Origin of the sequence: Helicobacter valdiviensis (genome assembly GCF_003245365.1) — a bacterium.
In the GTDB taxonomy this organism is placed as follows: domain Bacteria; phylum Campylobacterota; class Campylobacteria; order Campylobacterales; family Helicobacteraceae; genus Helicobacter_D; species Helicobacter_D valdiviensis.
Genome location: NZ_NBIU01000005.1, coordinates 43,371 through 57,361, shown reverse-complemented (window position 1 = coordinate 57,361; position 13,991 = coordinate 43,371). Strand labels below are relative to the sequence as shown.

The window sequence follows — 13,991 nt, the reverse complement described above, 5'->3', positions numbered from 1 at the left end:
TTTTATGCTTTCATCAGTTAATCCCTATGGGATAGGAAACGCATTTGCACCGCAAGGATCGCAAAATATTCAAAAACCACAAGAACAAAGTATAACACAATCACAACAATCACAACAATCACAGGAATTGCAAGAATTGCAAGAATTGCAAGAATTGCAAGAATTGCCAACTCTTTCCCAAAGAGATCTTGAAATTAGACGCTTTAGCAATGATATCAAAGGTGCTAATGAAATGGTAGGTGCAATGCAAATTGCAGATATTACGCTAAATGCACTAAGCAATCAAGCAAAACTTGGCACAAGCTCCACACAAGAGCTAGATAACACCGCAAAAGCTGCACAATTCAAAGGGGAATCGCTTTTTGGTAGAGAGCTTAGCATGTCCTTAGCAGGTGAGAATATTTCTCTCTCTCTTCCATTGCCTAGTCAGATAGAGGGAGATTTGGTAGAAAATTTTTCTAATAAACATGATGAGATTAGTAAAAATCTTTCTAAAATGAGCGAACTTATTGAAAAAGCAAGTATGCCTATTGCACCAAATTCTCAAAATTACGATTTTGAAAACTTTGATGCAACAGCATTTAAGAATATGTTTAGTTAAAATTGCTTTTTAAGTATGCAAGTTTAATTTTCTAGCATTAAAGTTAAGCAATCATTTGCCAATTTATCTTGTAAATAAAACTTTATTTACAAGGTGGTAAAGATGATTAATAATATAAATTCTTATTCAAGCTACAAATATACAAATACTTTTAGCAATAATACTCCAAATACAAAATCATCTAATACTGTAAATGAAACTTCAAACCTTGTAAGTGATAAATCACAAGCAGTAAATAAAATTTTAGGCTATGGAGTAGATAAAGATGGCTTTTTTACAAGCGATTTTAACGAAGCTGCAGGATTGCCAAAAGATTATAAAATCTATGCTAAAAGTGCGGAAAGTTTTGTAAATTTTACTCAAAATAATAATGATATTCTCTCAACACACTACAAAGTAGATATTGCAAAAACTTTAGGAAATGCCTATAAAATTTTTTCCCAACTTGTTCCGCAAACTTCAAATTCTAGCTTTTCTACTGAAGAATTAGCAAATATACCTTATGCTTACAAAATAGATAAAAACACACTTCAAGTTACAGATTTTATTACATATAAAGACTATAATAAAAAATTATAGCACAGATGGTTATTTGCGTTTAACTTTCAATACAACAAAAGAGCTTGGATTGGGTTTAGGTTTTCAATTTGTTCCTATTGATAAAGATAGTATCTTTCATTCTAATTCTCAAGTAGCACATATAGACAAAAACCCTTATTTAAATAACGATAGCAGTGTTAGCAAAGGTGGGGTTCTTATGGCTTTTGCAAACAATACATCTATATGGGGTCTTGGTAAAAGTCTCATTGAAGGTGAAACAAAATTGCTTGGAAAACTTTTAGGACTTGATAACAACATCAATAATAATCAGCTTAATGATTTTATTGATTTTATGAATAATAATAGAATTCAAAGTGCTTTTGAAAAAGATACTCTTAATGGAAATTGGGATTTCATTCAAGAGCAACTTTCAATAAAACACTTTATTAGAAGAAGTGATAATATAGGAAATACCGAACTTTCAAGACTTGCAATGGATTTAGACAAAGAATATCAAGAAATGATTAACTCTAATATGAGCCTAGAAGAATTTAAAACTAAATATCTTGATTTTAAACAAAGACACGATGAGTTTGTAAAATCACTAGAAGAAGCAGAAAAAGCAAAAGGGATAGATTATAATAATCCTGCAAAAAGCACAAATAATAAAGAAACTTTAGAAGAAGACAAAGAAAAGCCATTTAAGCCGATACAGGCAGAAAGTAAAAGCGAAACCTACAAAGAAGACAATACAAGAAATGCACTTTTAAGAAAACTACTAGAAACTAAATTTGGCAAAAGCGATGAATTAGAAATTCTTTTTGGTATGAAATTTAAGGGAGATATAGGAGAATTTAATAAAATTCTTTCTCAAATGGGGTTAAATAGTTCTGAAAGTAAAAGTATAGATATTAAGGCTTAAGAACTAATTTATCATTTTAAATCTTACAAACTATCCTTTAAGATAAAATTTTGCTTGTTATAAGGCTTTTAATCCTATACCGCCTTATAACAAACCCTTTATCTAAAAAATAAATTGTCTTCACGAATTTTATTATTCTAAAAATTCCACAACCTCATCAAAAGCAAAGCGAAGTTTTGGGGGAATCTCCTCATTTTTCTTCTTACCAATTACAAGCATTACAGAACTTTTATATTTTTTTGTATCTAGCTTTAAATAAGTATCTAGCTTTGCGTTATCAAATCCGCCTATTATGCAAGAACCAAGTCCCAATGCACTTGCTGCATTTGCTAGATTCATCAAAGCCAAATGCGTTTGCTCTTTTGCATAAGCATATTTTTGAGTTTCATTCATACCTTCTAAAAATGGCTTATAAGTATCAAGCCTTTTTTGGATTTCTTCTAGTGGCATATTTCTAGCTCTAAGCTTAGGCTCAAAATATTCTGCAAAATCTAAACGCGTCAAAAGTATAATTAAAGCTCCATTATTAGCTACATGAGGCTGATTATAAGCAATTTGTGAAATCTCTTTCTTTTTTGCATCATTTTGCACGACTACAAATTTCCAAGGCTCTAGCCCCAAAGAGCTAGGTGCGTTTCTCCCAGCCTCTAGGATATATTCTAAATCTTCCTTAGAAATTGCTTCTTGCTTAAACTCTCTGCAAGAGTAACGATTGGTAACTATTTTTTGATATTCTTCTTTCATTTATGCCTCCTTTAACGCAAACTTTAAAGCCTCCTCCTTACTTGAAAAAGGCATTCTTGTTAAAACTTCATTTTCAAAATTTACTTGATAATTTTCATTAGCATTTGTTTTTCCATAGACTAAAGTTAGGGCAATAGCTAATTCTTTATCATTTTTACTTGCATTACTTTCTACTAAACCAACAGGTCCTAAGCAGTCAAGTAGTTCTATTATACTCATTTTTGGGTGAGGTTTGCTTAACTTCTCATTTTCTTCTTGATTTCTTGCAACTACACATCTAGCACCCTCTGGTAAAATAAAATAACGCCCATACTTTACCATTTCCATATCCTCAAAAACAACTTCTCTATGTGCTTTTAAATCCTTAATCTTATTTGCAATACTTGTATCTGTTAGCAAACATCCCCCACCTGGCTTTTCATAATATTCAATGCCATAAGATTTTACAAGTGCTAATTGCCTATCACGCCCTCTTCCATGAATATCTAAAAGCTTTTCTCTATCCACCCAACCTTTTTCTTCAGGAATTGTTGGAGGCAATAGCTTAGCACTCATAGGACGCAATATCAATCCATTTCCACCACTTAATCTCTCTACTTGCCCTAGAGCTTCCGCCCTTTGACTTTTGGGTCTTTGTCCTAATACCTCTCCACTAATTACAAAACTTGCTCCCTCTTCTTCTAACATAGCTAAAGCATGAGAAAACATATTAGCATGGCAATCAATACAAGGATTAAAATACTTACCATAACCATATTTTGGAGTAAATAATACCTCATCAAAAAACTGTTTTTTAATATCTACGATTTTTAATTCTACATCAATTTGCGCTAAAGTTTTTCTTAAAATCTCACTTTTATCTTTCCTAGAACCAAAACCGATATTAAAATGGATAGCCTTTACATCAATGCCTAAATCTTTTATAATCTTTATGGATAATAAACTATCTAATCCACCACTAAAAAGTGCTAGTGCTCTCATATATAACGAGTTCTCCTTTTTTTAATTTTTCTAAATAATTTTGATATTTTCTTAAAAGATAAGATTTCTCTCTTAAAGTCATTTTTGTTTGATTACTTAAGGCATTCTTCTGCCCCTCGTAATAGCGATATAATAGCATAATTATCTGTTTTTTTAAACCCTCTTTGGGTAAGGATAAGATTTTATTATCCAGCAAAATCCCTACCAAAAGTGAATGGGATAAGTTATTGTGCATAAGTGCTACAAATGCTTCTTTTTGGCTTATAAACATATCTTCTTGCAAATAATTTAATGCCAAATCCATAAGAGAGCTATCTTCTAAGATACTTTTAATAATAATTTTTTCTGCTAGAGTATAAAAATCCCCTCCAGCACCGCTTAAATTTTCTTCTTGTCTAGCTTCTTTTATATAGCTTCCTTTTGTCTTTATAAGCTGTCTTGGCAATTTTAAAAGTGAGGCTAAAAAATCTCTATATTCTTCTTGAACCACAATAGGAAGCTGTTTTAAATATTCCAACTCTTCTTTTAAGCATTGATCTTTTTTAAGAGGATTGTGTAAATCATATTTAGAAGCAATCTCATTTAAAACAAAAGGAATAAAAGGCAAGGGGCTAGAAAAGATATTTTTTAGCTCTGCAATTTTACCCTCCTTTACCATATCGGCTGGATCAAGCCCCCCTTCAAAAAACACTACCCCCCCTTCTTTATTAGCCAAAGATAATAAAGTAGCCGCCCTAAAGGCCGCATTATATCCTGCTTTATCCCCATCATAAGCTACAATAACTCTTGGATTTCCTTTGCTTAAAAGTGGAAGATGTTCTTTTGTCAGTGAAGTTCCCAGTGTTGCTACTGCGTTTGTAAAACCTGCTTGGTGCAACATAATCACATCCAAATAACCCTCGCTAATGATAATTTCTTCTTGTTTGAAAATGCTGTCCTTTGCCTTTTCATATCCATAAAGAACTTTAGATTTATTAAAAACTTTTGTTTGGGGGGAATTAATATATTTTGCTTGATGATCACCTAGTGTTCTTCCTCCAAAACCTATGATTTTATTTTGTGCAGAACGGATAGGAAAAATTACCCTTTGGGTTAATCTTGCATAATATCTTTTAAGATTATTCTCGCTATCCACCCCTAAAATCCCATAATCACAGGCTTCTTGCAAATTAAGCGCATTCGCATTCATAAAAGACATAATTTCAAAATTGCTAGGTGCATAGCCTAACTCAAAACTTTCTATAATCTCCCTACTAAGTCCTCTATTTAGAAGATAATCTATCACATCATTTTTTAAAGATTGCCGATAAAATCTTTGCATAATTTCAAAAATTCTCGTATCGCTCTGTTTTTGCGTGCTTTGCGTATAGCTTAAAGAAATATTATACATCTGTGCTAATTTTTCAATTGCTTCTGGATAGCTTAGCTTCTCATATTCCATAACAAAAGTAATACCATCTCCACTAGCACCGCAGCCAAAACAATGATAATAACCCTTATTTTGATTAATCACAAAACTTGGAGTTTTCTCATCATGAAAAGGGCAACAAGCCTTATAAGTAGCACCCATCTTTTTAATTTCAATATAATGCGAAACAATATCTATTATATCAATTTGATTCTTTACTTCTTCAATACTTGCTTGTGTAATCACGCCTTTTCCTTAAAAACTCTATACCTTAAAATTAAAAGCATTTTACATAAATATTGCTAAATTGCTAATTTATACCATTACTGTTATGGAATTTCTTTGCTATAATATAGACAAAATTTTGGTTTTATAGGTAAGCATTTGTTTTGGGAAATTGATTATAGAGATCCTTTGTTTGGCATTATTGTTTTTATTTTCTTAGTAGGTATTGCTAGTTTAATTGGTTATTATTGGAACTACTTTGCAAGCAAAAAACGCAAAAGTGCCCTTATTAAATTTATGCAAAATTACGATTATGTAGGTTTTGATGAAGAGGCTAAGGAATTTTTAGCCTTAAGTTCTAATCCTACTTCTTCTATCCTCTTTATGGCAAATATGTATCAAAAAAGTGGCAATTATGAAAAAGCCATACGCCTTTATACCACTCTTTTAGAATACACCAAAAACCCCTTAGACAAAGTGCCTATTTTAGAGTATTTAGGAGAAGCTTACTATAAGGCAGGCTTCCTAAAAAGATCTAAGGAAATTTTCCTAGAAATCTTACGCTATTATCCGCGTATGGGAAATATTTTAGAAAAACTTATTAAAATCCAAGAGGAACTAGGAGAATACCAAGAAGCCTTAAATAGCACAGATTGTCTTGAAGAACTTAAAGGAGACACAAAGCTTCAAAGTGCATATTTAAAAAGCAAAATCCTTATTTTACAAGCCAAAAATCTAAACTCTCCACTTAAAAAACTTCTTATGCTCCTAAAGCAAGAACCACAACTTTTAAGATTAATCTTAAGCTTTTTAAAAGATTTCTATCCGCGAGAATTTTGGGAAATTGTTTTTAACTTAAAAGAGGAAGATATTTTGGATATTTTGGATATTTTATGGAATATACCTTTACAAGATTTACCCAAAATTCCACAAACCCATAATCTTTTAAATTCCATTTACGAAGCAAAAGGATATTTTGCTCTAACACCCAATAAAAAAGCAACTTTTGAGCTAGAAGTCCTTTGCCTTTTAAAAGAAAAACAAAATTTTCAAGGAGATTTAGCATTCCATTATTTTTGTCAAGAGTGTAAGGGTTCTAGCCCTTTGTTTTTTGAACGCTGTCCGCATTGTGGAAAACTCCTTAGTATGCATGTGCGTAATTTTCTAAAAGAGAAAAAGCATGAAATGGGTTACTCTTTTTTGTGATGGATCCTCTTTGGGAAATCCTGGAGATGGTGGATGGTGTGGAATCTTACGCTACAAAGACAAAGAAAAAATCATAAGCGGTGGAGAAAGTAATGCAACCAATAATCAAATGGAATTAAAAGCCCTTATTAATTCTCTTAAAGCTTTAAAAGAGCCTTGTTATGTTAAAGTAGTAAGCGATTCTACTTATGTTTTAGATGGACTTTCAAAATGGCTTCCAAACTGGATTAAAAAAGATTTTAAAAATGTTAAAAATCCTGATCTTTGGCGTGAATTTATTGAAGTTTCAAAACCTCACAAAATTGAAATTATGTGGGTAAAAGGCCATAGCGGACATATAGAAAATGAAAAGTGTGATAAAATAGCAAAACAAGAGGCACTTAAAATCAAAAATGCAAGGATGGGTTATGGAACAACTAAAGAAATTTGAACAAATTTTACATTACCAATTTAAAAATCAAGAGCTTTTAAAAGAAGCTCTCACACATAAAAGCACTAAAAAATCTCACAATAATGAAAGATTGGAATTTTTAGGAGATGCGGTATTAGATTTAATTATAGGAGAGTTTTTATATAAAAAATTTCCCAATGCAAAAGAAGGTGAGCTGTCTAAAATGCGTGCTTCTATGGTTAATGAAAAAGCCTTTGCAAAACTTGCTAATTATTTACAAATTGGAAAATACCTCTTCATATCCCATTCTGAAGAATCTAATGAGGGACGCAAAAAAGCTTCAATCTTATCCAACGCATTTGAAGCTACCATTGGTGCAATTTATTTAGAAAGTGGCTTAAAAGTTGCACAAGAAATCACTCATAGGCTCTTAAAAGAAGTCTATCCTACCATAGATTTAAAAGCACTCTTTTATGATCACAAAACTGCTTTGCAAGAACTCACACAAGCAATTTTTGGCAACACCCCTGAATACATTATGCTAGATTCTAAAGGTCCTGATCACAATAAAGAGTTTGTAATGAGCGTTTGGATAAATGGTAAAGAATATGCAACTTCTAAAGGCAAAAGCAAAAAAGAAGCCCAACAAAATTGTGCCAAAATTGCATTAGAAGCTTTAAAGGAAAAACATTGAATACATTTGGAGAAAGATTTAGACTAACCACATTTGGTGAAAGCCATGGGGAAGGAATAGGAGGTGTGATTGATGGAATGCCTTCTTATGTTAAAATTGATTTAGAACTCTTAAAAGAACATATGCAAAGACGCAAAGGTGGCTTAAATCGTTATTCCACACAACGCAAAGAAGAAGATGAGGTGCAAATTTTAAGTGGCGTTTTTGAAGGCTTTAGCACTGGAACTCCTATAGGCTTTTTTATTAAAAATTCCCAAAATAAAAGCAGTGATTATGACAATATTAAAGATATTTTTCGCCCTTCTCATGCAGATTTTACTTATTTTCATAAATATGGTATTAGAGATTATAGAGGAGGCGGGAGAGCAAGTGCTAGAGAGAGTGCTGCTAGAGTAGCTGCAGGTGCTTTTGCTAGTATGCTTTTAAAAGAGTTTGATATTAAAATCCAAGGCGGTATTTATAGTATAGGAAATATTGAAGCTAAAAATATTGATTATTCCTATGCTATGCAAAGCGAGATTTTTTCTTTAGACAAAGAAAAAGAACCTTTGCAAAAAGACTTATTAGAAGAAATTAGAAAATCCCACAATAGTATAGGTGGGAGTGTGCTAATTAGTGCTAGCAATCTACCCACAGGACTTGGAGAACCTCTTTATCATAAATTAGATTCTGCGATAGGTGAAGCATTTATGGGACTAAATGGCGTAAAGGCTGTAGAAATTGGGCTAGGTGCTAAAAGTAGTCAATATGATGGCAAATCCTATAATGACACTATGGATAGCAAAGGCTTTATTAGTAACAATAGCGGTGGAATTTTAGGAGGTATTAGCAATGGGGAAGAAATACTTATCAAAGTGCATTTTAAACCAACACCTAGTATTTTCTTACCACAGAACACGCAAAATACCAAAGGCGAAGCTTGTATTTGCAATATCAAAGGAAGACATGATCCTTGCATTGCCATTAGAGGTAGCATTGTATGCCAATCTATGTTAGCTTTAATTTTAGCAGATATGCTTTTATTAAATGCTTCTAGCAATCTAAACAATCTTAAAAAAATCTATGGCTAAGGCTTTATTATTTGCTGATGGTAGTAATGGAGTAGGATTTGGGCATATTAGCAGGACAAAAGCCCTACAATCGCTCCTAGAACACTTTGGAGTAAAAACCTCCTTTTTCCAAAGCGATACTTTAGAGAAAAATTTAACACCTTGTGATATTCTTGTGCTTGATTCATATGTATTACTACAAACTGCTTACCAAAAAGCACAAAATTATTCCAAAAATTGCATTTTTTTTGACGATACTTTACGCTTAAACTACCCCAAAAATAGTATCATTTTAAATAGTTCCTTTGGGGCAGATTTGAAAATTTACCAAAAAGTTTATCCAAATTGTAGATTATGGATTGGCAAAGACTTTATGCTTTTGCAAGAAGAATTTTTAAAAGCACTCCATTCTATGCCTCCTCCACTTTCTAAAAATCCAAAAAAAGTTCTTTTAAGTCTTGGTGGGGAAGATATTTTAGGACTTTTGCCCAAAATTAGCACATTTAGCTTTTTGGCAAATTTAGAGCTCCACTGCATTAGCAAAACCCCATTATCTCCAAATATCAAAACATATTATAATCTAACTCCAAAACAAATGCGACTTCTTATGCAAGAAATGGATATTTGCATAAGTGCTGGGGGGCAAACTTTAGGAGAGCTTTTAGCCTGTGGAGTGCCAACAATTGCTTTAGAAATCACACAAAATCAAGCTTGTAATATTCAAGGCTTTAAAGATTGCATTTTAAGCATTCAAGAAGTGTGGAAACTAAACCACATACAACTCCAAACACAATTAGAAGAGAAATTTCTTACAATTTTACACTTACAAATGCGTCAAAATTTGCGTAATAACTCTCAAAAACTCTTAAAAACAAATGGTGCTTGGAAAAAATGTATTCAAAAAATACTTAGCTAATATAAAATTATCAAATTCCACAAAGCATTCTACTTAAATCCAATATCAAAACTGTATATTTTACACAATATCTCTTTGATATTGAAATTAAAAATAACTTTGCACCACCATAATAGCTCAAAAACTCCCCACAAAATACATTGCTTCTTCACATTCTCTTATTTTATAATTTCAAATATATAATGCTTTCTTTTTATAAGCTTTAAAGGCATAAGAGTGTAGCGATTTAAACTTCACTACCCAACAATAAAACTTACAAGGCAATCCAAACAATCCAAATAGAATATAAATATGATAGCTCTGTCACTACAAATAAAGCAAAGCAAGTATAGCAGTCTAAAAAATAAAGATAAATCTTAGATTGCTACAATCCTAAAGGCTCTCACAATGAGGAAAAATTATATAAAATTAAAAGAGATTTTCGCGCAAATATTTCATATTTGCTTGCAATAAAGATAAAATAACAATAGATTACTTCAGCCTTTTATAAAAGCTTTGTGGCGATAAAAAACCTAGCAATACACCACATTTTGCATTACAAAAATTATTTTAAATTATCATTTAAAAGTTTTATATTTGCTTACAGTAGCAAATATAATCTACATAAACCTAAACTCCCCCACAAAGCACTTCTGGCTCAATTTAGTGAATACTTTTGATAAAGCCTTAAAAGTGCTATAAAAAGTGCGGTAATGGCAGGGCCTAAAATAATTCCCCAAAAACCAAAACTAGAAAGCCCTGCAATAATTGCAAAGAAAATAAGCATTTCATTAATCATAACAGGGGTTTTAACAAGCTTTCTATTAATAAATGCAATAATCAAAGGCTTTAAGCCATTATCTGCTAGAGTTGCAATCACAATCATAGAATACAAAGAAATAATAATTGCCCCTGCAATATTTCCCAAATACAGTTCATACAAAGCAATAGGTATAAACACTAATCCTCCTCCCACAATTGGCACCAAAGAAGCAAACCCATAAAAAATCCCCAAAAGAGTCGCATTATAACCATAAAACATCATTAAAATTGCAAATAAAATTCCTTGCAACATCATTGACAAAATAGAAGAGTAAAAAACAATGCTAATCACCGCACTCACTTCTTCATAAATAGACTTCACTTCATTAGCACTAAATGGCACAAGACTTAAAAAAAATCTCCCCACTCTATCGCCATAAAAATAAAAGAAAAACAAAAATATCACCACAATCACCGCATCGCTTAAAAAAGAAATGCCATTTTTTCCTAATCCTGCAAAAAAGTTCAAAATTTGCTTAAAAATTTCTGCATAATCTAACTTGTCAAATGCTGCAATCCACTCCCTAGCTTGCAAGCTAATCTCATCTGGCAAATACTCCAAACTTGAATTAAAAAAAGTAATAATTTTTAAATGACTATCCATAATAAAATTTTGAAAATTACCAAAATCAAAATTTTTTGCCAAATTTGCAAAATTTATCCCCATATACACCAAAGGCACAAAGCATAAAAGAACAAGTAATGTAGTTAGCAAAAATGAGGTTAAAAAATTATTTTTAATTTTCTGCAATAAAAAGCGGTATAAAACATGTGTGGCAATAAAAAGTAAAAATGCTACTAGCATATTTGCCAAAAATGGCAAATAAAGTTTAAAAAGTGCAAGAATTGTTAGAAGAAAAGCGATAAGAAAAAAATAATTTCTTCTAGCTATACTCATTTTTTATCCATAACTTCTTTTGGTGGATAAATAAATACGCTAGTTCTTTCTACTTCAATCTTTTCTTTAGAATCAAGTGCGTAAGCCCTAATTTTAATCGGAATTGCAGTATCTTTTTTGTCCTCTTGACTTAAATTAGTATCTGTATATAAAACAACAACTTGTTTTGATTTTTCTCCAGGCTCTACTTTAAAAGGCTTTAATGGACGCTTAATTTTAATATTCTCATTCTCAATTTCAAAATAAAATTTATAAGCTTCTTGATTTGTATTCTGCACTAAAAATATATAGGCATTCTCCACATTTTTATTATCTCTAATAGTATAGAGAGAACCCTGATCGCGATTAATATTGAGCAACATATTTTCTTTTCCTGAACCCATAAATACAAGTCCCACAAAAGCAATTAGCATTACCACTAAATATGCTACTGTTTTAAATCTAAAGTATTTTACCTTGTCTCTTGTATCAATAGATTGCGGACTTGTCCAAGAAATCAAAGTTTCCTTACCAAGTTTCCCCATAACTTTTGTGCAAGCATCTGCACATTCAAGACAATTAATACATTCAAGTTGCATTCCCTTTCTAATATCAATATGCGTAGGGCATATCTTAACACAAGCCTCACAACCCGTGCATTCTGCATTCGCTATCTCTGGCTTTTTCCACATTTTAATCCCTTTAGGATCAAAAACTGCCCCTCCTCTTTTATAATCATAAACAGTCATAATTGTATCATTGTCATACAATACGCTTTGCACACGACTATAAGGACACATATAAATACAAAAATTTTCTTTAATCCACACAATATCAGCTATTAAGAAAATAGCAATTCCAATAAGAAAAATCAATAAATATTCATGCTCTAGCGGTTCTTTTAAATAAGCAAAAAAATCTGCTGGTGGCACAAAATACCACATAAAATTAGAAGCTGCTAAAAATGAAAGCACCACCCATATAAAAAGAGCAATTGCTTTTTTAAGCTTATTAATCCCAAGACTCATATCTGGCTCTATTTGTTTATTTTCTCTTCTTTTTCTAAGCTTTAGAAGCTTAGTTTCAATCAAATCTCTATAAATCACCCTAAAAATAGTCTGCGGACAAGCCCATCCACACCATACACGCCCTGCAAGCGTAGTAATAAAAAAGATAAACAAAAACATTAAAATCAACAAAAAGGGCATCATATACAATTCTTGCATATCAAAAGATACCCCCAACAAATGCAACTGCTTATGATCAAAAGACAAAAGAAAAATTTGATTCCCATTAATCTGAATAAAAGGAACACAAAAAACCACAATTGTAGTGATGAAATACATCACATAACGCTTTTTAAAATAAATAGACATCTTCTCTAGTGAAGAGGACATTTCAAACTCCATTCTTTTTAAGTATTTTTACCATAATGATACTCATTTAATCCAAAAAAAAAATAAAATTAAATATCTTTATAAATCAATTATTATCCCTTTGTGATTTAATCACTTTATTGCACCACAGCACCTACAAGCTTATATCCCCTATCATTAAAATCTAGTGAGGCTACAATATCAGAATGGATATTTGCTGGTAGTTGTTCCCCACTTTTTGCCATTTTGTCAAAAACTGCTAAAACACATTGTTTTGTGTCATCTTCTAATGTTTTTTCTCTATATGCATAAAGTAAATTGCTAGTAATTAGATTAAAACCGCCCACTTTTTCTCCCACATCACCTTCATAAACCATTCCATTATTTAAAGTAATCTTTCTCTCATCTCCACCTGTTTGCTTATACCAATAATTCTGAAAAATCTGTGCATGGTCTATTAAAAGTTCTTTTTCTCTAACACTAAGATCCTTCTCAATCAATCCAAAAAAGCTATCAATAAAATCAAGTCCTTTCATCGCTCCTGCACTAAATTCAAAAATACTTTCTTGCAAATCTTGTGCTCTTGTAAAATAAATATCTTTTTGTTCTTGCAATTTATCAGGCGTTAAAGAAGCAAACAATTCTGCACTTTGTGTGGCTTTTTCTTTTAATTCTTCCATAAAATGTGGAAAATCTTCAAATTCTTGCTTATAAGCTAACATTAATTGCAATCTTGCATCGCTCTCATCTTGATTTTTAGCAAAATATTCTTCTATTTTTTCTTCCATCAAGTCTTTTAAAACTTCAAAACTTCTAGGGTAAGAAAAAGGGTTTTGCTCCTCATCTTTTGGCTTAATCCCTTTTTTCTCATCTTGCAAAAAAGAAGTTTTACTATCATAAATTGCACCTCCAAAAATATTTGCCAAAACTTCGGAATCTGGCTTAAAATTCTCTAAAGTTTTTTTAGGTTTTTTACTTTCTAAAATTGCATTTTGCAGGGCAAAAAAATCTGCAAAGGCATTTGAAGCTTGTTTTTTATCAACAGTATTATACGCAGGTTGTAATGAGACATTATTTTTTTCTAAACGCATTTTAAACTCCTTATTTTACAGAAATACAAGCATTTTTTATTCCATAAATTTTTTATGTTTTATTTTTGTAGATTTAGGTAATAATTATATACAATAATATCAATAAAGTTTAGTCTATTAATATAAAGTTTCTTGCAATTTAAAACTTTATCTGTTATAATTTTGCAAA

Annotated in this window: 14 protein-coding genes; 8 read left to right on the top strand and 6 right to left on the bottom strand. The window is 31.4% G+C overall.

The genetic code is table 11. The features are described 5' to 3' along the window. Positions 1 to 4 precede the first annotated feature (4 nt). The 3 genes from B6S12_RS02975 to B6S12_RS11755 all read left to right on the top strand — a co-directional run bounded on the left by B6S12_RS02975 (position 5) and on the right by B6S12_RS11755 (position 2,063). A complete protein-coding gene (locus B6S12_RS02975) occupies positions 5 to 601 on the top strand; it encodes a flagellar FLiS export co-chaperone (protein ID WP_111229334.1) in 597 nt (198 codons plus the stop codon). A 102-nt stretch (positions 602 to 703) separates the two neighbouring features. Beyond that, positions 704 to 1,180 carry a Cj0814 family flagellar-dependent secreted protein gene (locus tag B6S12_RS11760; RefSeq protein WP_342767090.1) on the top strand — a complete coding sequence of 159 codons (477 nt, stop codon included), beginning with the start codon at positions 704 to 706 and terminating at the stop codon, positions 1,178 to 1,180. A gap of 13 nt (positions 1,181 to 1,193) precedes the next feature. After that, a complete protein-coding gene (locus B6S12_RS11755) occupies positions 1,194 to 2,063 on the top strand; it encodes a hypothetical protein (protein ID WP_342767089.1) in 870 nt (289 codons plus the stop codon). A 132-nt stretch (positions 2,064 to 2,195) separates the two neighbouring features. Here the strand turns inward: B6S12_RS11755 and B6S12_RS02965 are convergent, their stop codons facing one another. From B6S12_RS02965 to dnaG, 3 genes are read right to left on the bottom strand one after another with little or no spacing between them, the layout of a single operon-like run. Beyond that, positions 2,196 to 2,807, bottom strand: a complete 612-nt coding sequence (locus B6S12_RS02965; protein ID WP_111229333.1) for an NAD(P)H-dependent oxidoreductase — start codon at positions 2,805 to 2,807, stop codon at positions 2,196 to 2,198. Continuing rightward, positions 2,808 to 3,788 (bottom strand): 7-cyano-7-deazaguanine synthase, encoded by a 981-nt coding sequence (locus B6S12_RS02960; protein WP_111229332.1) that lies wholly within the window; start codon positions 3,786 to 3,788, stop codon positions 2,808 to 2,810. Further along, positions 3,766 to 5,442, bottom strand: coding sequence for a DNA primase (gene dnaG, locus B6S12_RS02955; protein ID WP_111229331.1), 1,677 nt, complete (start codon positions 5,440 to 5,442; stop codon positions 3,766 to 3,768). The genes B6S12_RS02960 and dnaG overlap by 23 nt, the downstream gene beginning before the upstream one ends. Before the next feature lie 138 nt (positions 5,443 to 5,580). Here dnaG and B6S12_RS02950 point away from each other — a divergent pair, with 138 nt between their 5' ends. From B6S12_RS02950 to B6S12_RS02930, 5 genes are read left to right on the top strand one after another with little or no spacing between them, the layout of a single operon-like run. Beyond that, entirely contained in the window at positions 5,581 to 6,627 is a 1,047-nt protein-coding gene (locus tag B6S12_RS02950; protein WP_111229330.1) for a tetratricopeptide repeat protein, read from the top strand. Continuing rightward, complete coding sequence (gene rnhA, locus B6S12_RS02945) at positions 6,602 to 7,057, top strand: ribonuclease HI (protein ID WP_111229329.1); 456 nt, start codon at positions 6,602 to 6,604, stop codon at positions 7,055 to 7,057. The genes B6S12_RS02950 and rnhA overlap by 26 nt, the downstream gene beginning before the upstream one ends. Continuing rightward, positions 7,035 to 7,712: a ribonuclease III gene (rnc, locus tag B6S12_RS02940; RefSeq protein ID WP_111229328.1), complete on the top strand. Its 678-nt coding sequence runs from the start codon at positions 7,035 to 7,037 to the stop codon at positions 7,710 to 7,712. The genes rnhA and rnc overlap by 23 nt, the downstream gene beginning before the upstream one ends. Beyond that, on the top strand, positions 7,709 to 8,782 hold the full coding sequence (gene aroC, locus B6S12_RS02935) for a chorismate synthase (protein WP_111229327.1): 1,074 nt from the start codon (positions 7,709 to 7,711) through the stop codon (positions 8,780 to 8,782). Before rnc ends, aroC begins: the two co-directional genes overlap by 4 nt. Further along, on the top strand, positions 8,775 to 9,677 hold the full coding sequence (locus B6S12_RS02930) for a hypothetical protein (protein WP_111229326.1): 903 nt from the start codon (positions 8,775 to 8,777) through the stop codon (positions 9,675 to 9,677). The genes aroC and B6S12_RS02930 overlap by 8 nt, the downstream gene beginning before the upstream one ends. A 637-nt stretch (positions 9,678 to 10,314) precedes the next feature. On the opposite strand, the gene B6S12_RS02925 is transcribed toward B6S12_RS02930, so the two are convergent. The 3 genes from B6S12_RS02925 to B6S12_RS02915 form a co-directional block, all read right to left on the bottom strand. Beyond that, positions 10,315 to 11,376, bottom strand: coding sequence for an AI-2E family transporter (locus B6S12_RS02925; protein ID WP_111229325.1), 1,062 nt, complete (start codon positions 11,374 to 11,376; stop codon positions 10,315 to 10,317). Beyond that, entirely contained in the window at positions 11,373 to 12,752 is a 1,380-nt protein-coding gene (gene ccoG / locus B6S12_RS02920) for a cytochrome c oxidase accessory protein CcoG (RefSeq protein WP_111229324.1), read from the bottom strand. The genes B6S12_RS02925 and ccoG overlap by 4 nt, the downstream gene beginning before the upstream one ends. Positions 12,753 to 12,868: 116 nt before the next feature. Next, positions 12,869 to 13,822, bottom strand: a complete 954-nt coding sequence (locus B6S12_RS02915) for a hypothetical protein (protein ID WP_111229323.1) — start codon at positions 13,820 to 13,822, stop codon at positions 12,869 to 12,871. Positions 13,823 to 13,991: the final 169 nt, after the last annotated feature.

Coding starts and splice junctions, on each gene's coding strand:
- B6S12_RS02975 (WP_111229334.1), top strand. CDS start 5: ATGCTTTCATCAGTTAATCCCTATGGGATAGGAAACGCATTTGCACCG.
- B6S12_RS11760 (WP_342767090.1), top strand. CDS start 704: ATGATTAATAATATAAATTCTTATTCAAGCTACAAATATACAAATACT.
- B6S12_RS02965 (WP_111229333.1), bottom strand. CDS start 2,807: ATGAAAGAAGAATATCAAAAAATAGTTACCAATCGTTACTCTTGCAGA.
- B6S12_RS02960 (WP_111229332.1), bottom strand. CDS start 3,788: ATGAGAGCACTAGCACTTTTTAGTGGTGGATTAGATAGTTTATTATCC.
- rnhA (WP_111229329.1), top strand. CDS start 6,602: ATGAAATGGGTTACTCTTTTTTGTGATGGATCCTCTTTGGGAAATCCT.
- rnc (WP_111229328.1), top strand. CDS start 7,035: ATGGAACAACTAAAGAAATTTGAACAAATTTTACATTACCAATTTAAA.
- B6S12_RS02930 (WP_111229326.1), top strand. CDS start 8,775: ATGGCTAAGGCTTTATTATTTGCTGATGGTAGTAATGGAGTAGGATTT.
- B6S12_RS02925 (WP_111229325.1), bottom strand. CDS start 11,376: ATGAGTATAGCTAGAAGAAATTATTTTTTTCTTATCGCTTTTCTTCTA.
- ccoG (WP_111229324.1), bottom strand. CDS start 12,752: ATGTCCTCTTCACTAGAGAAGATGTCTATTTATTTTAAAAAGCGTTAT.
- B6S12_RS02915 (WP_111229323.1), bottom strand. CDS start 13,822: ATGCGTTTAGAAAAAAATAATGTCTCATTACAACCTGCGTATAATACT.